Origin of the sequence: Niastella soli, from assembly GCF_017742245.1 — a bacterium.
Classification (GTDB): domain Bacteria; phylum Bacteroidota; class Bacteroidia; order Chitinophagales; family Chitinophagaceae; genus Niastella; species Niastella soli.
The window spans coordinates 970,015-988,073 of sequence record NZ_JAGHKO010000001.1; the positions used below are offsets into that span (position 1 = coordinate 970,015).

13 protein-coding genes are annotated in these 18,059 nt (G+C 44.1%); 1 reads left to right on the top strand and 12 read right to left on the bottom strand.

The genetic code is table 11. The features are described from left to right. Window positions 1-3: 3 nt before the first annotated feature. From J7I42_RS03795 to J7I42_RS03835, 9 genes are all read right to left on the bottom strand, one after another. Window positions 4-1,080: an SGNH/GDSL hydrolase family protein gene (locus J7I42_RS03795; RefSeq protein WP_209137440.1), complete on the bottom strand. Its 1,077-nt coding sequence runs from the start codon at window positions 1,078-1,080 to the stop codon at window positions 4-6. Window positions 1,081-1,101: 21 nt separating this feature from the next. Further along, window positions 1,102-2,454, bottom strand: a complete 1,353-nt coding sequence (locus J7I42_RS03800; RefSeq protein WP_209137441.1) for a YdcF family protein — start codon at window positions 2,452-2,454, stop codon at window positions 1,102-1,104. A gap of 5 nt (window positions 2,455-2,459) precedes the next feature. Next, window positions 2,460-3,329, bottom strand: coding sequence for an exodeoxyribonuclease III (locus tag J7I42_RS03805; RefSeq protein ID WP_209137442.1), 870 nt, complete (start codon window positions 3,327-3,329; stop codon window positions 2,460-2,462). A gap of 4 nt (window positions 3,330-3,333) precedes the next feature. After that, on the bottom strand, window positions 3,334-5,352 hold the full coding sequence (locus J7I42_RS03810) for a phosphodiester glycosidase family protein (RefSeq protein WP_209137443.1): 2,019 nt from the start codon (window positions 5,350-5,352) through the stop codon (window positions 3,334-3,336). 36 nt (window positions 5,353-5,388) lie between these two features. Continuing rightward, complete coding sequence (locus J7I42_RS03815) at window positions 5,389-7,137, bottom strand: RagB/SusD family nutrient uptake outer membrane protein (protein ID WP_209137444.1); 1,749 nt, start codon at window positions 7,135-7,137, stop codon at window positions 5,389-5,391. 24 nt (window positions 7,138-7,161) lie between these two features. Further along, on the bottom strand, window positions 7,162-10,674 hold the full coding sequence (locus J7I42_RS03820) for a TonB-dependent receptor (protein ID WP_209137445.1): 3,513 nt from the start codon (window positions 10,672-10,674) through the stop codon (window positions 7,162-7,164). 120 nt (window positions 10,675-10,794) lie between these two features. After that, complete coding sequence (locus J7I42_RS03825; protein ID WP_209137446.1) at window positions 10,795-12,042, bottom strand: FecR family protein; 1,248 nt, start codon at window positions 12,040-12,042, stop codon at window positions 10,795-10,797. A 119-nt stretch (window positions 12,043-12,161) separates the two neighbouring features. Next, window positions 12,162-12,737 (bottom strand): RNA polymerase sigma factor, encoded by a 576-nt coding sequence (locus J7I42_RS03830; protein ID WP_209137447.1) that lies wholly within the window; start codon window positions 12,735-12,737, stop codon window positions 12,162-12,164. A gap of 214 nt (window positions 12,738-12,951) precedes the next feature. Beyond that, window positions 12,952-13,491 carry a CAP domain-containing protein gene (locus J7I42_RS03835; protein WP_209137448.1) on the bottom strand — a complete coding sequence of 180 codons (540 nt, stop codon included), beginning with the start codon at window positions 13,489-13,491 and terminating at the stop codon, window positions 12,952-12,954. Between the two features lie 161 nt (window positions 13,492-13,652). On the opposite strand from J7I42_RS03835, the gene J7I42_RS03840 reads away from it, so the two are divergent. After that, a complete protein-coding gene (locus J7I42_RS03840; RefSeq protein WP_209137449.1) occupies window positions 13,653-14,597 on the top strand; it encodes a hypothetical protein in 945 nt (314 codons plus the stop codon). 99 nt (window positions 14,598-14,696) lie between these two features. On the opposite strand, the gene J7I42_RS03845 is transcribed toward J7I42_RS03840, so the two are convergent. The 3 genes from J7I42_RS03845 to J7I42_RS03855 form a co-directional block, all read right to left on the bottom strand. After that, window positions 14,697-15,893, bottom strand: a complete 1,197-nt coding sequence (locus J7I42_RS03845) for an MFS transporter (RefSeq protein WP_209137450.1) — start codon at window positions 15,891-15,893, stop codon at window positions 14,697-14,699. Window positions 15,894-16,020: 127 nt separating this feature from the next. Further along, window positions 16,021-16,956: a helix-turn-helix domain-containing protein gene (locus J7I42_RS03850; RefSeq protein WP_209137451.1), complete on the bottom strand. Its 936-nt coding sequence runs from the start codon at window positions 16,954-16,956 to the stop codon at window positions 16,021-16,023. 98 nt (window positions 16,957-17,054) lie between these two features. Beyond that, complete coding sequence (locus tag J7I42_RS03855; protein ID WP_209137452.1) at window positions 17,055-17,843, bottom strand: hypothetical protein; 789 nt, start codon at window positions 17,841-17,843, stop codon at window positions 17,055-17,057. Between the last annotated feature and the right edge of the window lie 216 nt (window positions 17,844-18,059).

The window sequence follows — 18,059 nt, forward strand, 5'->3', positions numbered from 1 at the left end:
ATTCTATTGTTTCTTTTCAGCTAACGCCTTCTTTATCACCGGCCATACTGCATTGGCTATCCGCGTAAATCCCAGGTCAGTTAAGTGTATGCCATCGATGGTGGCTTCATGGTCATCGCCTATGAGCTTATCCGATTCCAGGTAATAGAGGTTCTTAACACCTTCTTTTTTCAATCGCTCATAGGTTTTCCTGATCTCCTCGTTTTGTCTTTTCACTGTGCTGCCCACCTGCTGGTCCCATAACCCATTTTGCCTGAAGATCGTTTCAACCAATACAATGGGAATGGAGGGCTGCTTTTCGTGCAGGTATTTAATAAAGGGATATGACCTTTCCGTGATCTGTTCTGGAGAAGGATTGGGAATACAATCCAGCACATAACAATCTGCAGGTACGGTAGCCAGGTATTTGGCCAGTTCTATTTCCATCTTGGCGCTGCCGCTAAAACCCAGGTTAATAAAATCGTATCCCGTTTGTCGTTGCAATATGGCGGGGTAGGCCATGCCTGCCCTGCTGGCTGAGGCACCCTGCACCACACTTGATCCATACACTACAATTCGTTTTGCAGTGTTGATGGCAGGGCGGACGGGTTTGTTGATCGTTGCATTTTTTTGAACACCGATCTGCAATTCGCTCACCCCATTGTACAAGGGCAGGTACAGCATAAACTGTTTCATAGTGCTGTCCATATTCTGTACAACCACCTGGGTTTGATTAATGCCTGGCACTACCCGTCCTATACTTACAAACTGCCATTTACCGGCTTTAAAACAATACAGATCGAGACCGCTGTGCGCATCGGGTGTCATGTTGTGGAGATATACTTCTTTCGGCAGGCTCCATTTAGCACGTATAATGCGGCTATTGGTCTCAAACAAAATGGCAATGCCCGCACTTTGCTTCGCCAGGCCCTTCACGGCTTGTGGCATGTCTTTCGCCTCTGTACTATCAATGCGTTGATAAATAGAATCGGTTGTTTTGGCTTTACCAACCATCATCAACGTAGCTGCATCTACATACTGAATACTGTCCTGCGAATACGATACACGGGCTGTCAGTAGCAGTATTGTTACTATGATCATTCTGTACATCTGAACTTTTATTTATGGGTCCAATGGGTCCATTGAATTAATGTGTCTTGAGTCCTGGGAAGGTAGGTATTCTGTTTCAGTGGGGCTAATCTTCCTTATTGTACTGAACGGTGCATACCCCAGCTCCTTTATGGCTTTGTCTTTCATGGCCCCATTTATATAGGCTGTTTGCGCGGGATCGCTCACGATCAGCACTGGCTTTTGGGTCGGGAAATTGTATTTATAAAGCAGCCGATTGGTATTACGCAGATTGGTAGTTGTATGACGGGCATTTGGTTCAATAATAATAGCAGGCTCCGGAATATGCCATTTATTGATCAGGTATTTCTTCATTTCAATGGCTTCACAATAGGGTGTTTTGTTTGGATGTACATGGCCGCCCGATACAACAATAAAAGGGGCGCGTCTGGTGTAGTAACGTACCGCCGCGCTATCGCATCTTCTGGCGCTCCCTGAGTCCAGGCTGATATCTGGTCTTTCAGGACCAAGCCCCGGTACCAGGATCACACTATTGGGAAATAAATCCCAATTTATATTACGCACACTTTGAACAATAGTATTGTATGATCTTCCCATTAGCCCATTATACCGCATGGCTTCATCGCGTCCATTCAGTCGCAGGATTTCAATTGCCAGCTTTACAGGTATTCGGTAAAAAAGAAGGGTCCTGTATTTAAAGCTGCTGATCTTCGTTACAATAGCCTTAACACTGTCAGCAAATACAGGGTCATCCTTTACAAAGCTGATCGCATCTATCTTTGGATAAAGGGGTTCGTTCCCTTCAATATATGTTTGCAGGATATAATTTATCCCAAGCGCATCGGCCTCCCAGGCTTTGCGAATAAAACCGGAATCGGCTTCATTATTAAAAAGGTGGTATTTCCCTATTTTTTTAAGCCCCTGAACCATTGATTTAAACTGGGGATGTTTTGTTGTCAAATTCACCAGCTCATCTCCGATGGCCATGATCTCAAAACTGGTAAATTTTAACGAGTTGCTATAACAGGCGGCCGTACGGCATCCTTTTACACTTTCTTTAGCATCCTGTTTTAACCGGGCCTTTGTTTCTCTAAAGAGCCGCGGTTCATATTGTAAATTGTTCAGAGACGACCCCAGCATGCCAAGCAAGGAAAAATCATTTAATAATAGTTGCATCTCCTGGTTGGAGAATTCCGGTTCATCCTGGCCACTATTATAAAATACCATCCCTTTTTCCCTTGAAAAACTTTGTGCATCAGTAGTGCCTTGCTTCAATAACTGTTCATTAATACTGGCAGCATCCTGGTTGGGATTATTCTGCCCATGTATGGTATTGATGCAAAGAATAAGACAGAAACAAAAAAGGGTAACGGCAAGGTATTTCATCGTATTTATTTCAAATCAAGTAATACCGGGTAGTGGTCTGAGTAAATATCGGTAAAATCATCTACCAACACCTTTGCGGCTGCAATTTTTTTCACCAGACCCTTGCTAACAAAAACAAAATCAATTCTCGATGTCACGTCGGTACCCGTCTTTGGTTCAAATCGTTTGGGATGTACCGTTTTTACAAATGCCTTCGTTGTTACTTTCAACGCATCGGTGAACCCGTTTGCCACTACCTTCTCAATCACCGTATAATCTAACTGGTCATTGGCCAGTTTTTGAATGGGCGCATACTTCCTTTCATATGCTTTATAATTTTCTACCATACGCCCATCCCTATAGTTAGCAGAATCGGCCGGCGATACGGTATTGAAATCGCCCATGATAACCCATTGCTGTTTGGCCGGCTGGGCATAAATGTGAGCAAGCAGCAGATCAACTTCCTCCGCACGCTTCCGGTAATCAAAAGGGGTGAAGTGCAATGATACTATATTAAAGTCTTTTATGCGGGCTGCAATAAATCCCCGGTCCATATTTTCACAAACCTTTTGCACGTTTACGATGGGGTATTTCGAGGTGAGGGCTACAGGATATTTCTCTCCTTCAATCAACAATACAGCATAGGGGTGCCCATATGATTGCGCCAGTTTTTCCAGGGAGGCCTGGGTAAACCCCGTTACTTCCTGCAAGGCCAGTATATCGGGGTCCATGCGCTTCAACCAGTTAACAAAATTGGGTTTGTCGGCCGAAGTATCCAGTTTCATTCCTTCCAGTATATTGTAGGTTATAAACCGCAATCGACTGTTTTGGGCAAAATTAGGATACCCGGCAAACAAAAGAATAACAACAAGGATATTGGAAATCGCAATGCGCATACAACTATTTTATTACTATTTTAAATGCTTCATTGATCTGTCCGGAGGTAACATACATAAAGTACAAGCCTGCAGGCAAATGCGACAGATTGATGGGTTGTGAACCACCGGTGTATTTTTTATCCAGCAGCTTTCTACCAAAACGGTCTAACACCTGCAAGTCAAAAGAGGTGACAGCATACTGTTTAAAGTCGATATTAAAAATACCATTGCCCGGATTGGGATATACTGTTACATGGTCATTTATAGCTGGCCGGGTGGCTGGCTTTACTTCAACTATTTCTTTTGCAGTGTCAGCAACCAGGCGCACGCCCGTTCCGGCGGTGCCATTTGGGTCAACCATAATATCATCAACAAAAATAAACCAGGTGGTGGCCGTATTGGGTTGCGTAAACTCAATGGCATCTAACCGCACTCCTGCGCTTTCAAGCTGGCCATTGCCTGTATCGGCCGTAGTACCATTCAGGTTGGCCAGGTTCCAGGTGTATTTATGCCAGTTGCCATCATTATTGATCGTGAGCTGGGGCGATAATTCTGTTCCATCATTATCATCGAGCCAAAGCCTTACTTTGGCGCCAGTGTTGGCAGTAGAAGTTTTCAAATAAAAACTAAAGGTGCCGGTATTGGCGAAATAGCGGTTGTTCTGGATCTGGCCGCTGCCCGATAACACCCTTGCCTTCCAGGCGGTGGTCACTGTTGAATCGTCATATAGTTTTACTATCAGGGAATGAAAGCCGCTGTGACAGGTGATGGCATTAGTTACCACAGAGAATGTTGATACGCCAACAGTGGTAGGGCTATAGGTTGGATTGCGGTTAAAATGGCCTACACCGTTCTCAAAATCATCCAGGGTAATGCTGGAAAGATAGGCTAACAGCGCGCTGGGAATGGCCCTTGGCGGATTATCGGATGGATCATTTCTCAATTCCGCCAGATTGCCCACCATCGTAGAGGAACCACCGCCATCGAGGTTTAGTGCCTGGAAACAGCCGAGATACATCATTAACGAGGCCATTTCTACCAGGGTCATACCTTCACTCACCCCTTCTTCCCTTCCATCCACTACTACAAAATATATTTTATCCTTTGTCTGGTTGTGACCGATAGCAGTTCTGGGTTCCGGAAGATCCCACGACGCACCACCCTCATCCTTCACACTGCTATCAGCGAAATTGGCGCCATTTTTAATCAGCCTCGTCCAACCACCGGTTAACTGTTTAATATTCGTAAGGCCCATTGAGTCTGCGATCACTTTCAGGTTCAGCGTAATTATATCATTCACATTAATACCGTCGAGAAAAGTTTTGGCTGTTCCCAGCCCATACAATACCGCCTCACCCGAATCGAGCGCCATATTACCTGAACTTGATTTGGCCAGCACTTTACAGGAGATGGTGGCATTGGCCTTCCAGTCGCCATTACCATTTACCGGCACAATACGTACTTCGGTACCGCCCGCAGCAGTACCCGTTGTGGTGCCCTTAAACCGGTTGTACATAATCAACTGATCGGTTCCACCATACCTGTTAATGTGATTGATGACCCGGTTGGTACTGCCTGCTGTTACACTATATGCCCCCTCAAGCTTTGTGATAAATGGCACCCTGTTCTCCGTAATGCCGAATACGGTTCGGTTAAGCGTGGTGTCCCATAATATTTCGCCATCGCCGATCATCATGTGGCGCGGATTGTATAACGGGGCCGGTCCCTGACTGGTAAAGAAATCGCAATTGATGCCGGCGGTTACATCATGCCCGCGGAAAATATCATGATCGGCAAACATGGTCTGAACAGTCTCTTTGGGGCCGTTGATAACGCCACCCGATTTCACCGCCTGCAAATTAATGGTCGATTCGTTCAGGTCAATTTCCATTACATGTATTTGCCTTATCGGCGAATTCGTGTGATAATGTTTGTAGAAAACGCCGGGTGACATCCGTCGCGTGGAATCAAGTGTGTATTGCGCCCAGGTTGTGGAGCAAATGGCAAGACATAGCATGCCCATTACGAAGTTTTTCTTCATTTTATAAGGTTAATGAGTCAGGAATAAAATGTCAGATCACCACTTTAGACTTTGCTTCAGATTAGGGTTCAGGGTAAGGTCTTCAGTAGGTATCGGATAGTAATAGTCTCTGTCTTCATCTTCACTAAACGTACAGGGCGTACCGGACATGGGGTTGAAGTTGCCGGAAGTGTTATTAGTTAACTTTTTTTGATTCACATTAATTATACTGGTAGTACCGGCAGGGGCAGCGGTTGTATTGTCAGTGCGTAAGAACACATCTGTCTTTCCATCATTGTTAAAATCAAAGGCACCCAAACCCGGGAAGTACATGCCCACCATTGGCTTCATCAGTTTCAATCCTTCTTTCCAGCGCATCAGATCGTCCCAGCGCAACCCTTCATTAAAAAGCTCGATCCGGCGTTCTCTTCTTATTTCAAGTATCACGCCTTTATTGACAACCGCTTTTTCAATATTCGGGTACCAGGATTTGAGGAAAGGGTCGGGGTTTGCATTGGCAGCCGCCAGGCTCAAATTGGGCATGCCTGCACGCGCTCTGAGTTTATTGATGGAATTATCCAGGTCAGCCTGGTCCAACGCACCCAGCTCGGCTTTTGCTTCAGCCAACACCAATAATGCTTCTGCAAACCGGAAAATGATAATGTCGTTGTAAGAATTGAGCGAGCCCCATTGGTCGCGGGTGGGAAGCCCTTTTATTACCCGGTAACCAGTAGTGGTTATGCTGAGATTAACCGGCTCCCGGGTCGTTTCTTTATACACCGCAAAATCAGGACCCGGCGTAGTTTGGGTAAGACGGGGATCCCGGTTTTGCATTTCTTCATAAAACCCTTTGGTCTGGTAATTGGGTTGATCGGTAAATCGGGTCCCATCTTTCATGAGATAGCTATCGATCATATCTTTCGGAATGCCATATACGCCGGCAGTAGGCGACGTCATCAAATAGCCAACGCTTTGACGGCCATAGGTAGTGTTATAATCCCGCGCCAGGATGGTCTCTGTGGCGTCCTGGTCGTTGCGGGCAAACAGCTCGCGATAGGCGGTAGCAGCGCCACCTGTTGAAAACAATTTATAGGGTGATTTTATTAATTCGCTGGCGGCGGAAGCAGCTTCTGTTAAAAACTTCTCATAGTCGCCCAATTCATGGTACTTTCTGAATGTACCTTCAAACAAACAGATGCGGGCCTTTAACAATAAAGCAGTGTAAGCGGTGATCTCATTCAGCTTTACTTCTTTGGGTATATTGGCCACCGCAAAATTAATATCGGCCAATACCGAATCCATTACCAGTTTACGGGAGTCACGGCCTTTGTACAGATCAGGGTCATTTGCAACCAGCACTTTCCCGTACCAGGGCACATCACCATAGGTTTTTACTTTCTCATAATAGAAGTAAGCCCTGAAGAACCGGGCAACTCCGCCATATTTCAGTTTGGCCGCCTCATCAGGACACTTTTGATAATTTTGCAGAAAGAAATTGATACTGCGAAGGTCTTCCCACTGCCACTTGGTATTGGCGTTGGTGGGGGGAATAAGACGGGTGCCTTTCACCCGCGCATCCACAGACAATGGAATCAAATTATCGCTCTTTGAATCTTCATCAGTGTATAAGGTATAATTAGGAAGCATTTCATAAAAGCCATTGGTATATACCTGCAGATCGGTAGCGGTGTTAAAGAAATTTTTCCCATCGATACTGTCTTTTGTATCCCTGTCCAGAAAATCACTTTTTGTGCAGCCGATCACCAATACAGCAATAGCAACCGGTATACTATATATTCGTTTCATTCCAATTACTTTTAAGATCATGATTTAGAGTGTAAGGTTGATGCCTGCAGAGAATACTTTGCCAATAGGGTAGTCTTCAGCCCTTCCGCGGGTGGCCGCATCTTTGGGATCTGAATAACTAACTCCGGCTCCGGCCATTTCCGGATCGAGGTACCTGGTAAGGTTACCAAATCGCCAGGTAAACATATTCTCAGCACTGATGTATACCCGCAATCTTTGTATTTGTGCACGCTTCATCAGTTTTTCCGGCATCGTATACCCTATGGTCAGGTTCTTCACCCGTAAATAGCCGACATTGGTGAGGTAATAACTATTGGTTTCACCCAGTGAACGCATCCCACTTGTATTCAGAGCGGCGTAGCCGCGGTTTATTTGCGGATAGCGGTTGTTGGGATGATCTGCCGTCCAGGCATTGCTTGCCAGGTCTTTGCGAATGAACGATAAATAAGGCCGTTCATAAGTGCCCCAGTAAATATCACCGGAGGGATACCAATCCTGTTTGGCTACACCGGCCCCGGATATTGACAGGTCAAAATTTTTCCAGTCGGCACTGATGTTAAACCCAAAGGGACAGGTAGGCATGGCATTTCCGATAGCAGTAATATCACCATGATCGGCCAGTGTATTTTTGCCTTTATTAATGGCGGAGTCGCCATTGAGGTTTACGTATTTGAGATCGCCGGCTCGCAGGTGTTTCCATTCAGTATTCTGCACAACATTCAACTCGTAGTTATACACCTGGCCCAGGTTGGCGCTGGGGTTTTTATAACTGTTCTCATATTCCCTCGCCTCTTTATCGCTTTGGAATTGCCCATCAATTTTGTACCCATAAATGGTGCCCAGCTTTTGCCCTTCCCAGTACGTATTCATTAAACCATTGGGATTGGGATATTTGGTGATAACTCCCTTAAAATTGTACGTGCTGGCGGTGGCCCTTACATGTAATGGACTGCCCAATACATTGAACGTATTATTGTAGGTTACACTGAGCTCAAAACCACGATTACGCAAACTGGCAATATTTTCTTTGGGCTCTTCAGCGCCAAATACCGAAGGCAGCGGCTGGCCAGGCAGGTACATACCTTCCACATTCTTTTCATACCAATCGAAAGAAGCTGTCAGGCGATCATTGAGAAATCCGAGGTCTGCGCCGAAATCGATCGTGCGGGAATTTTCCCAACCTACTACTTTAGGCAGGGGCGCTGGCGCCGTCAAATAGTTTTGTTGTAAGTTATTGACGACCCAGCTGGTCTTTTTGGCTAAAAGCAATTCTCTGAAAGTATTGTCATTAATACTCTGATTACCCAGCTTTCCATAGGATGTTCTCAACTTTAATGAGCTCACTACTCCTTTTAAAGGTTCAAAAAAATGCTCGCGGCTTACATACCAGCCTGCAGATATAGATGGGAAAAAACCCCAGCGGCTTTCTTTCGGGAACTTGGACGAACCATCGTAGCGGGCATTTACTTCGAGCAGGTATTTATTTTTGAAATCATAGTTGAACCGGCCAAAATACCCCTGGATACCTGAGGTGGAACCACTACCAGTAGCCGAATACATTTCCGTTCCCAAATTCAAACTGGCGAGGTTATTGGCTAATAAACCATTTTCTCCGGCCGTTACATTATCTGAATTCCTTTCTTCCTGGTTATAACCCAATAACAATTTCAGGTTATGCTTTTCCCGAATGCTTTTTGCATACGTGCCATATATATTCAACACATTATAATAAACACGGTTGCGGTCTTCAATCAACCGGTTCACCCCGCCTGTTGTTGGTAAGATTTTATCGCCGCTTAAATAGTTGAACTGGTTCAATCGGGTGGTTTGGGCCACCTGATAAATAGTATTGCTGTAATCGATGTTAAGTTGCAGGTCTTTAAAAGGTGTGATCTTTCCACTTAAGGTATTTACCAGTTGGTCACGCCGGGTTTTTATGTAGTTCGATCTATCGTGCAGGGCGCCCTGTGCGCCACTGGCAAAAAAGTCAAACGGAACCCCATCAATTTCGGTTGGGTAAAATGGGAAAAGGAAATACCAGGTTGTATTACTCCACAAACCACCATACCCCGCTTTGGCGCCGGCATACTCCAGATTATTGTCGGTGTTTAACTGGGTATTATACCCAATCTCCAGCCAACTGTTGGCCTTTACCTTTAAATTACCCCTGAGGTTGTATTTTTTAAAATCAGCATCGTTGATGTTCTGTATGCTTTGCGTATTGTAGATCCGGGCACTTAAATACCCCTGTAATTTATCGCTACCGCCTGAGATGGACAGGTTATGACTGCTTGATGCCTGCCATTGTCTGAAAAGGTAATCGTACCAGTTGGTGTTATAAAAGAATTTATAGCTGCCATTGGGTTGTATTTCATGGAATGGCTCGCGCTCCCCTGCAACTACCTGTTGTAATTTCTCATAATCGGCATCGGTATAACCGGTATATGTAGTACCATTATAACCGGACAAGGCAGCATCCACTATTTTACCATACTCATAAGGGTTCGATACATAATCAGTGCGGGTAGTGGGTCTTGTTTGACCAAAGTTGTTGCTGTAATTGATCTGGACCTTACCCTCTTTCCCTTTTTTAGTGGTGATCAATATTACGCCAAAAGCGCCGCGGGCCCCATAGATCGCTGCAGAAGCCGCATCTTTCAATACGGAAACACTTTCCACATCCATGGGATTGATGCGATCGATACTTCCTTCTATGCCGTCTACCAATACCAGCGGTGATCCGCCGTTAAGGGAATTGAATCCCCTGATATTGATCTCAGGGTTCCTGGTAGGGTCTCCATGTTCAGATTGAATATTCAAACCAGGCAACAAACCCTGCAGGGATGTAATGATATTAGCGGTTGGTCGTTGATTGATGGCCTCTCCACTTACCTGTGATACGGCACCAGTTAGATTTATTTTCTTAGTAGTACCATAACCTACTACCACTACTTCACCCATGTTCTGCATAAACTCGGTAAGCACTATTGAACGCAACGCACTGCTGGTGGCCGGAAACTCTTTTGTAACAAACCCTGTATAGGAAATAACAACAATGTCCTTTTCATCCACATTTGCCAGGTCAAACTCCCCATTGTCGTTGGTGACGGTTGACCGGTTCGACTGTTTTGTTCTTACCGTAGCACCCGCCAATGGCGCTCCTTTGCTATCGGTGACCTTGCCATGGATGTTTACCGGTGGGGTTGTTTTTGGTTGTTCAACCGGTTTAACAGCCGTTTCCTTTATAATGATACTTTTGTTGCTTACTTCAAAACCAAGAGCGGTGCCCGATAAACACTTGCTCAATACATCCGACACGTCCGTATTCACTACATTAACGGAAACATTGGGGAGCTTTTTTATCGCTTTTACATTGTAAATAAAATCGAACCCACTCTGCTTCCTGATCTCCCTGAAGATATCTGTCAATGGCTTATTGCGCTCATTGAGTGTTACACGCTGGGCAAACAAACCGGCACTACATGGAAACAGGAGCACTACCAATATGACCTGTTTGAGAAACATACCAGATTTCATACGTTCAGTTAGTTATATATTTTTAAATGGACGTTGCTTCATTTAAGAAAAGTGAATAGCCTTCCGGGCGGTGTTTTGCAACCGCCGGTGCCTGCACTACAGGATGGTTTAATAATAGTGTTACTTCGTGATAATGATCTTTCTGCCTTTACCTGAGTTATCTCCCGGAATTATTTTGAAATGAATGGTACCGGTAGACTCGAACATCATAAGCACATCTGAAATATTTCTGAATCTGGAGATCATCCCCCCAAATTGTTCTTCATCAACATTCCCCTGGTACACTGGAGTGAAATCGTACCAACGGGCCAGTTTCCGCATAATGCTTTTTATATCCTCATCAACAAACATAAAATACCCATTCTTCCAGGCCACGGCCTGTTCTACATCAACTGGCTGAACTGAGATGGGGTGAGCTGTTTGGGATTTTCGGAATAAGGTCGCCTGTTCGCCTGGTTTTAAAATTACTGTCTTGTCCTCCGAAGTCCTGGCGTAAACAGATTCACCATTCGCCACTTTCACCGACCCTTCCAACAAAGTAACTGCCTGCCTATTTTCATCATCGTAGGAATTTATATTGAAATGGGTGCCCAGTACCTCTACCGTGGATGAATTGAAATGCACTTTAAAAGGCTTTGTTTTGTCTTTGGCTATTTCAAAATATGCCTCCCCATTTATCTCCACCTCTCTGGTATTACCGGTAAAGGTCACGGGGAATTTTATGCGGGAAGCGGAGTTAAGCCATACCTTACTTCCATCAGCCAGTACCAGCGAATACTCGCCCCCATTGGGAATATACAATTCATTGTACACATGTGCAACTGGTTTGCCTGACAGATCGCCACTTTCATAAATGATCTGACCATTCTCTTCTTTCCGTACCCGGGAATTTCCCTGTAAACTCAACAGGCCGGCATTTGTGGAATCAAGTACGATCTGCTTATTATCTGCCAGTACCAGAATGGCTTTATTTTTATTACCAGGTTGCAGGTCAGGCAGAACCTGCTTTGTTTCCGCAACCGTTGTTATGGCTTTAGGTTCGCGTGGTTGCATTAACCAGTAACTGGTGACAAATAAAACGCAAGCTGCTGCTGCAACACCCGCCCATTTCCAAATTGGGAACATCCGTACCGGCTGCGTTTCTTCTTTTGACTGAATGGTTTGCTGTATAGATGTATATAGCTGCTGGCTTTCTCTGGCGCTAAAAATTGGCTCCGTGCCACTTTGGCTATCCATTATTTCCCTAAAGAATTTCCGGGCCGTACGTGCATGTTCCTCCCGCGACAGCAGACTTAATAATTCTGCGTGCTCCTCATCACTGATCGTTTTATTGCGGAAGCGTTCAATTAGCGTATCGAGCCTTGACATAGCCATATGTTGATTCTTGTAGTTATCCTTACCGGCTTCAATATGGGCATAGCATAACTACGCATTTATTATTAAAGACACAGAAAGGTGAAAAAGGGAGATATGGAAAATGAAAAAAATTAAAAAAAAGTTGAAGTAAGGAAAATGATCCCGGTAAATGGCCCGGCTTTTATCAGTTTTACAATCGTTTGGGTAGCCCACTGCTGGTATTTTTTTACTGAATTGACGGATATATCCAGTAGATAGGCCACGTCAGCGTTTTTAAGTCCCTGTTGCCTTAGTAGATATACTTTTTTCTGTTGCACCGGTAACTTGTCTACGGCACTATCCAGCAACGCGTATAGATTGTCTTCGACAACTGGTTCATTAGCTGCCGAGAGTTCGTAATGTTCAGCGATGGCTTCCTGTTTTTTTGTTGCCTGGGCCTGCTTTCTAATGGCGTTGAGGGTATGATTGCGGGTAATAATAAATAAGTAAGCGGGGAAGTTTTTTACGGCGGGCAACTGTTGTCTGTTCTCCCACAACTTTACAAAAACATCCTGAATGATCTCTTCGGTAAGTTCTTTTGAGCGGGTAACAGAGAATACAAAATAACCCAGTTGTTGATGATACTCAACGAACAAGTTATTGAATGCGCGTTCATCATCCTGCGCAATCGCCTGTAAAATACCAGTATCTTTTAAGGGATGTAACACCGGATACAATTAGTTGGTCGAATTCGAATTTATGATTATTTGGCAAATTTGAGAATTTTTAACACAGCTGCGAGCGATCAATAACTCCAGGCCATGAAGATAATAATTTGATAATGAAGCCGGCCTCTACTAAATATGAACAATAAAAAAAGTGGATGATGGCAAGATGCTCAACCGATGCGCCCTGCTATCAACCACCTTCGCAAAACAAATCCTAGTTAGTAGCAAATATTTGCGTGAAATATAAAACACCTTTTTTATCGGCGGCAATACCAATTCCGGTTATGTTGTAATTGCCTTCAATGTTCTCTTTATGCACGGGGCTTTTTAACCATCTATCAACCACTTGTCTGGCCGTAGTGCTGCCCATTGCCACGTTCTCTGCTATTTCTGAAACGCCGTTAAGGGCTGATGAAATTCTGTTCCAGCGGCCCTGAAATCCGTTGTGACCAAAGGACGTACGCCGCGCCGCCATATTTTCACTGTGCTTTATAGCTTCTGCAATCATTGCACTATTCATCGCAAGGGCCGGCAATCTTTTTTTGCGGCGGTATTCGTTCACATATTTAAGCACATCATCTGCCATACTCGCATATTCATTCGGAGCTTTTGTTACCACAGGCGACACTTTATCAGGACGAGGGTGGGTAACCGGACTGGCTTCCATCGCAACACTGGACATAAACGCAAGGGACAGGAAAAATACATTCTTCATACTAATGGGGTTGATGGTTCGCTCATCTGCTAATTTCATACCACAAAAAGATAAAAAAAATTAAATATTTCAAACCCGGGTAATCAATGATTTCTAAACTGTAGTTAAAATGTTCTTAACAGACCGCAACATATGCCACCTGACCCATTTGAGTGAAATGCCTTAATCCTTAATTTGGCAATCTTTACAAAATAAAAGCAATGCTAAAAGGACTAATTACTTTAGCCAGGAATTTCTACAGTTGGGTTTGGTCAGTGATCCTTGTCGTGTTATTGGGCTACCTCACCTGGGGCAGCTGGCGGTTATACGACAACGAAAAAGAGTTGCAACAATTTATCAAGGAGGGCCACCCTGTAAAGGTGGAGGTAACTGCCACCGACCGGCAAAACCGCGTGTGGTACGATCAGTTCTCCAATAACGTTTACATCACATTTAATTACAATGGTCAAACCTATAACGCCCGCTATATCCAGGATTCAGGCTGGGTGAATGAGGGCGACAAATTGACCTTACTGTACCACCCACAGTATAATGCCTTCCGGCAGGCCAGTAAACAACTACATTTTAATGAAAGGACCAATCGCTCCCGCCTGCTTGATTTTTCATTTGTAAGCATGTGGAACGATGAACGAAAATGGCTGTTACTTACCCTGCTGCTTGCTACTGCCTGTACATTGCTGGCTATGGGCCTTATCAGCAGCTTTGTGCATATACCTTTACTAGCCCATGCAGGACGGCTTATTGTAACCGCCGGGATAATTGGCGTTGCGTTGTATTTCACTTATAACGGCTGGCAATACAACCAGTATTTTAATAAGATCAAAAATGAAGGTGCACCAAAAACAGTTACCGTAATCAGCACCGAATACCAACGCAATTCAAAAAGAGGAGATTCCTGGTGGATGACCTATGAGGCCTGGGTTCAATGTGACAATGAAAAAAGAATGATCCCCCTCGAAGAAGCAGATTATGATAAACTAAAAGCCAATGATCAACTGCCCGTAATATATAACAGCGAACTAAATGATATGATGCCGGTGAATTATACCGGCGACAATTTGAATATTTGGGTAGCCCTGTTCTTCTGGGCCTTTGTCGTCTTTTTCCTGTGGCAAAACTATTTTAAGCGAAAAGAAGCGAAGTAATTATTCAAAGATCAAAAACAACAAAGCCCTGGCGGTACCTCCAGGGCTTGTTGTCCTAAACAAACATTATATATACATTCCTGAATCCCAAATTTCATCCTACGCTGCAGCAGTTGCCGGACTGCGTTCTGCGCTTTCACTTATTGCCGGTCTTTCGTTTACTATCCATTTCGTTTTTATGATGGTGAACAAAACGCCCACTACTAATACCCCATAACCAATACCCAGTACTGTTTGATTGGTTATACTTAAGAAATTTACCAGCAATGAACTTAAGATGGAAGTCACTACAGAAAAACCACCGCCTACCAACCCGGCTGCTTTGCCTGCATATTGCGGAAAGCGGATCAAACAGTATGACATCAGGTTGTTGAAGATAAATCCACCGGTGCTATGCACCAGGAACACGTACAACAACAGGGTAGGTAAGCTTTGGTAAAAGGAGGTCAATGTGATCAACAATGCTACTGCTACCAGTTGCAGCACGGAAGCGAACAAGAGTTTCTTTACAAATGGTTTTGAGATCAGCATCCTCGATAAAGTACCACCCACCATTACCGATACACCCGAGAACAGCGCACAATAGCCGGTTACGTGTGGATTAAAATGTAGCCGTTGCTCAATCAGGAACGGACTGGCCATACCATATAGCAATATCATTGCATAAGCAAGTCCCAGAATGATCATCCCAGCTGTAAAGTCAGGCGTTTTTACCATTTTGCCATAAGTACTAAGAATAGTACGAACACTGAATGGCTGGGCGGTCTTTTGTGATTCACCACCTATTGATATTTCAATTAAAAAGAAAGCTAAACTGAAAAGACCCAGGAAGATAAAGTTGGAAGTCCAGCCCCAGCTTGTTTGAAAAAAGCCACCGAGAAAAGGCGCCACGATAGGGCCTATTGCCCAGATAACAGAAAACAAACTGGTGTATTTCTTCAACTCTTCGCCTTTATATACATCCACAAAAAACGATCGTTTCGCCACCACAATCACCGCCACCGTAAAACCCTGTACGATACGCATGGCATATATCACATTAATATTTTGTGCAAAAGCTATAGCAAAGCTGGCAGCGCTGAAAGCCAGCATTGAGATCATGGTGGGCCAGTAGCGTCCGTAGCTGTCAAGCAAACCACCTACTATCAGCTGGGATATACCATAACTTATAATAAATAAAGAAAGCGTTAATTGAATAGCTGCGGGTGTTGTGTGTAGCTGCAAAGCCATGTCTGGCAGCGATGGGATATAAACATCCATAGCAAAGCCGGAAAGCGGAATTAAGCCTAGTGCCATGTACGTGTTTGAACGGATCCTCGATTGTGTAATGTTCCTCATGGTTGATTTCGTTTAATTGACGCTGTAAAATTAATCAACCAGGGCGCTACCTAAATTATACCATTCAAAGGGATGATTATACAAATCAAAGGACGGGTACCGCCGCGCTGTTCGACCTGAACTCCATAGGCGTTACCGCAGTAAACTGTTTAAAGTACTTATTAAAGTGGGAAGGGTATTCAAAACCAAGAGCATAGCCAATTTCAGCCACATTCCAGCTGGTATTACGCAATAAGGCCTTGGCTTCCGTAACGATGCGTTCATGAATAATTACGCGGGTAGATTTGCCGGTGCTTTTTTTAATAACACTATTCAAATGGTTCACATGCACGTGCAACTGGTCGGCAAAATGAGCCGGTGTTAACAGTTTTAACGAATTTTCCGGTGAGTCAACGGGGAATTGCTGGTTTAATAAAGAAAAGAAGGTATTTGCCAGCCGGTCACGAACAACCCCGGCCTGTACAACCTGTTGTTGCTGTAACCGGATCCCTTCATGGATCAATAACTGCAATATATTCCGGATCATATCCCATCTGAAAGGGTAATCTGACTCCTGCAAGCGTTGCATTTCAGCAAAGTAACCGTTTACCCGGTCAATTTCTTCTTCAGGGATCGCAATAACAGGAAACAGGGTTGGATTGAACAAGGGGCTGGCATATTGCACATCGGGTGACATTTGCCCTTCAATGAACTGCTTATTAAATATGCAGCCGTAGCGGCTCATTTTCGAGATCTCAATAGAAGCGGGAACCGATGGATTGGTAAAAATGATACTGGGCTGATTCAACTGTATTTCCCGGTCATCATAGATCAGGGTGCCAAAACCCCGCTCCGAACCTGTACATATGCAGATCTTGAAATAATCCCGCCGGTTAAAAGGCGTTTTACGGGTACATACGGTGGTCATTCGCACATTGAAATGCCCCACTTCACTCGTTATGGGTAAATGGTCTTTTGTAATGGCATGGCCCGTTCTTGCATAATAATCCAGCAGACTTTCAGTGGGAATCTTCTTATCCATTGTATTACAATTGAATTATAACCAACTATGCGCTTATATAAATCAAAGGTAATAACAAATGATTAGACGGAATTGTTAAGGGATGGGTCAACCCGTGCTTACCTCAGGCTGCCAAAAAAGGAAATCAACAAATGGCTAAACCCTTTCCATCTACAGTCATCATCAGTCTTTTCAAAATTAAAATATTTACTTTTTATCGAATATCGTTCCGTAGTAGTGCAAGTATATGTTACAACCATAACCCGCCCATCATCCCCAAACTTTTCGGATTTCGTATTATTTAACTGAGGCAGTTCATTTTCAAATCTTACAAACTCCTCTATTTGCTGCTCATTCAAAACAACAGCGCGAGTACCTGGCTCGTCTTCAACCATCCCTTTATCATAGATGAACTCTCTATAAACCCTATACTCCTCCGCCGAAAAATGATCCCGTTTCCTGGTTATAACAAGATGAGAAGAATCGAAACCTCCGCAATAAGTAGCACAGACATTTAATACAACAGACTCTTTATCCTTCAACCTGGAAAGCGTATTCTGAGGGTAATTGTCAAGTGAATCTACACAGAGAAAAATTTCGTTTGTATTCTTTTCAGTCAAAGTGACCTGGCGCGTCATTGGTTGGCGGAACATATTCCTATATTTTACCAGATAGGTACCAACCGCTATATTGCTTATTTCAAAAGACCGCTTGATCAATTCCTCGGGAACTTCTAAAGCCAGTTTATTCTCCGGTAACGTATAAAAGCTTATTGTATCGGGCATCAGTCTGTAAAGCTTGTCGAGCCGGCTACTATCTGCTTTTATATTTATTTTAAGCTGTGTATTCTTTTGGGCAAAGACTGTCACGGTAGCCAACAACAACAGGTATAGGAAAATTTGTTTCATAGAAGTTTAAGGGAATATTCGGACGCTTAAAATACAGGTAATTTTTCTATCGGCATACCAAAGTTCTTTATTTATACTTTCTTGCATACGAAAGCGCCTTTTCCTGAATGGCATCCCTTCCCTGCCAAAGGTCCTCTTCATTGGCTTGCAGACCAGTTAACCGGTGTAGGGGATATTTTTGCGGCAGGAAGGGAACGATACCAGGTTTCCATCATG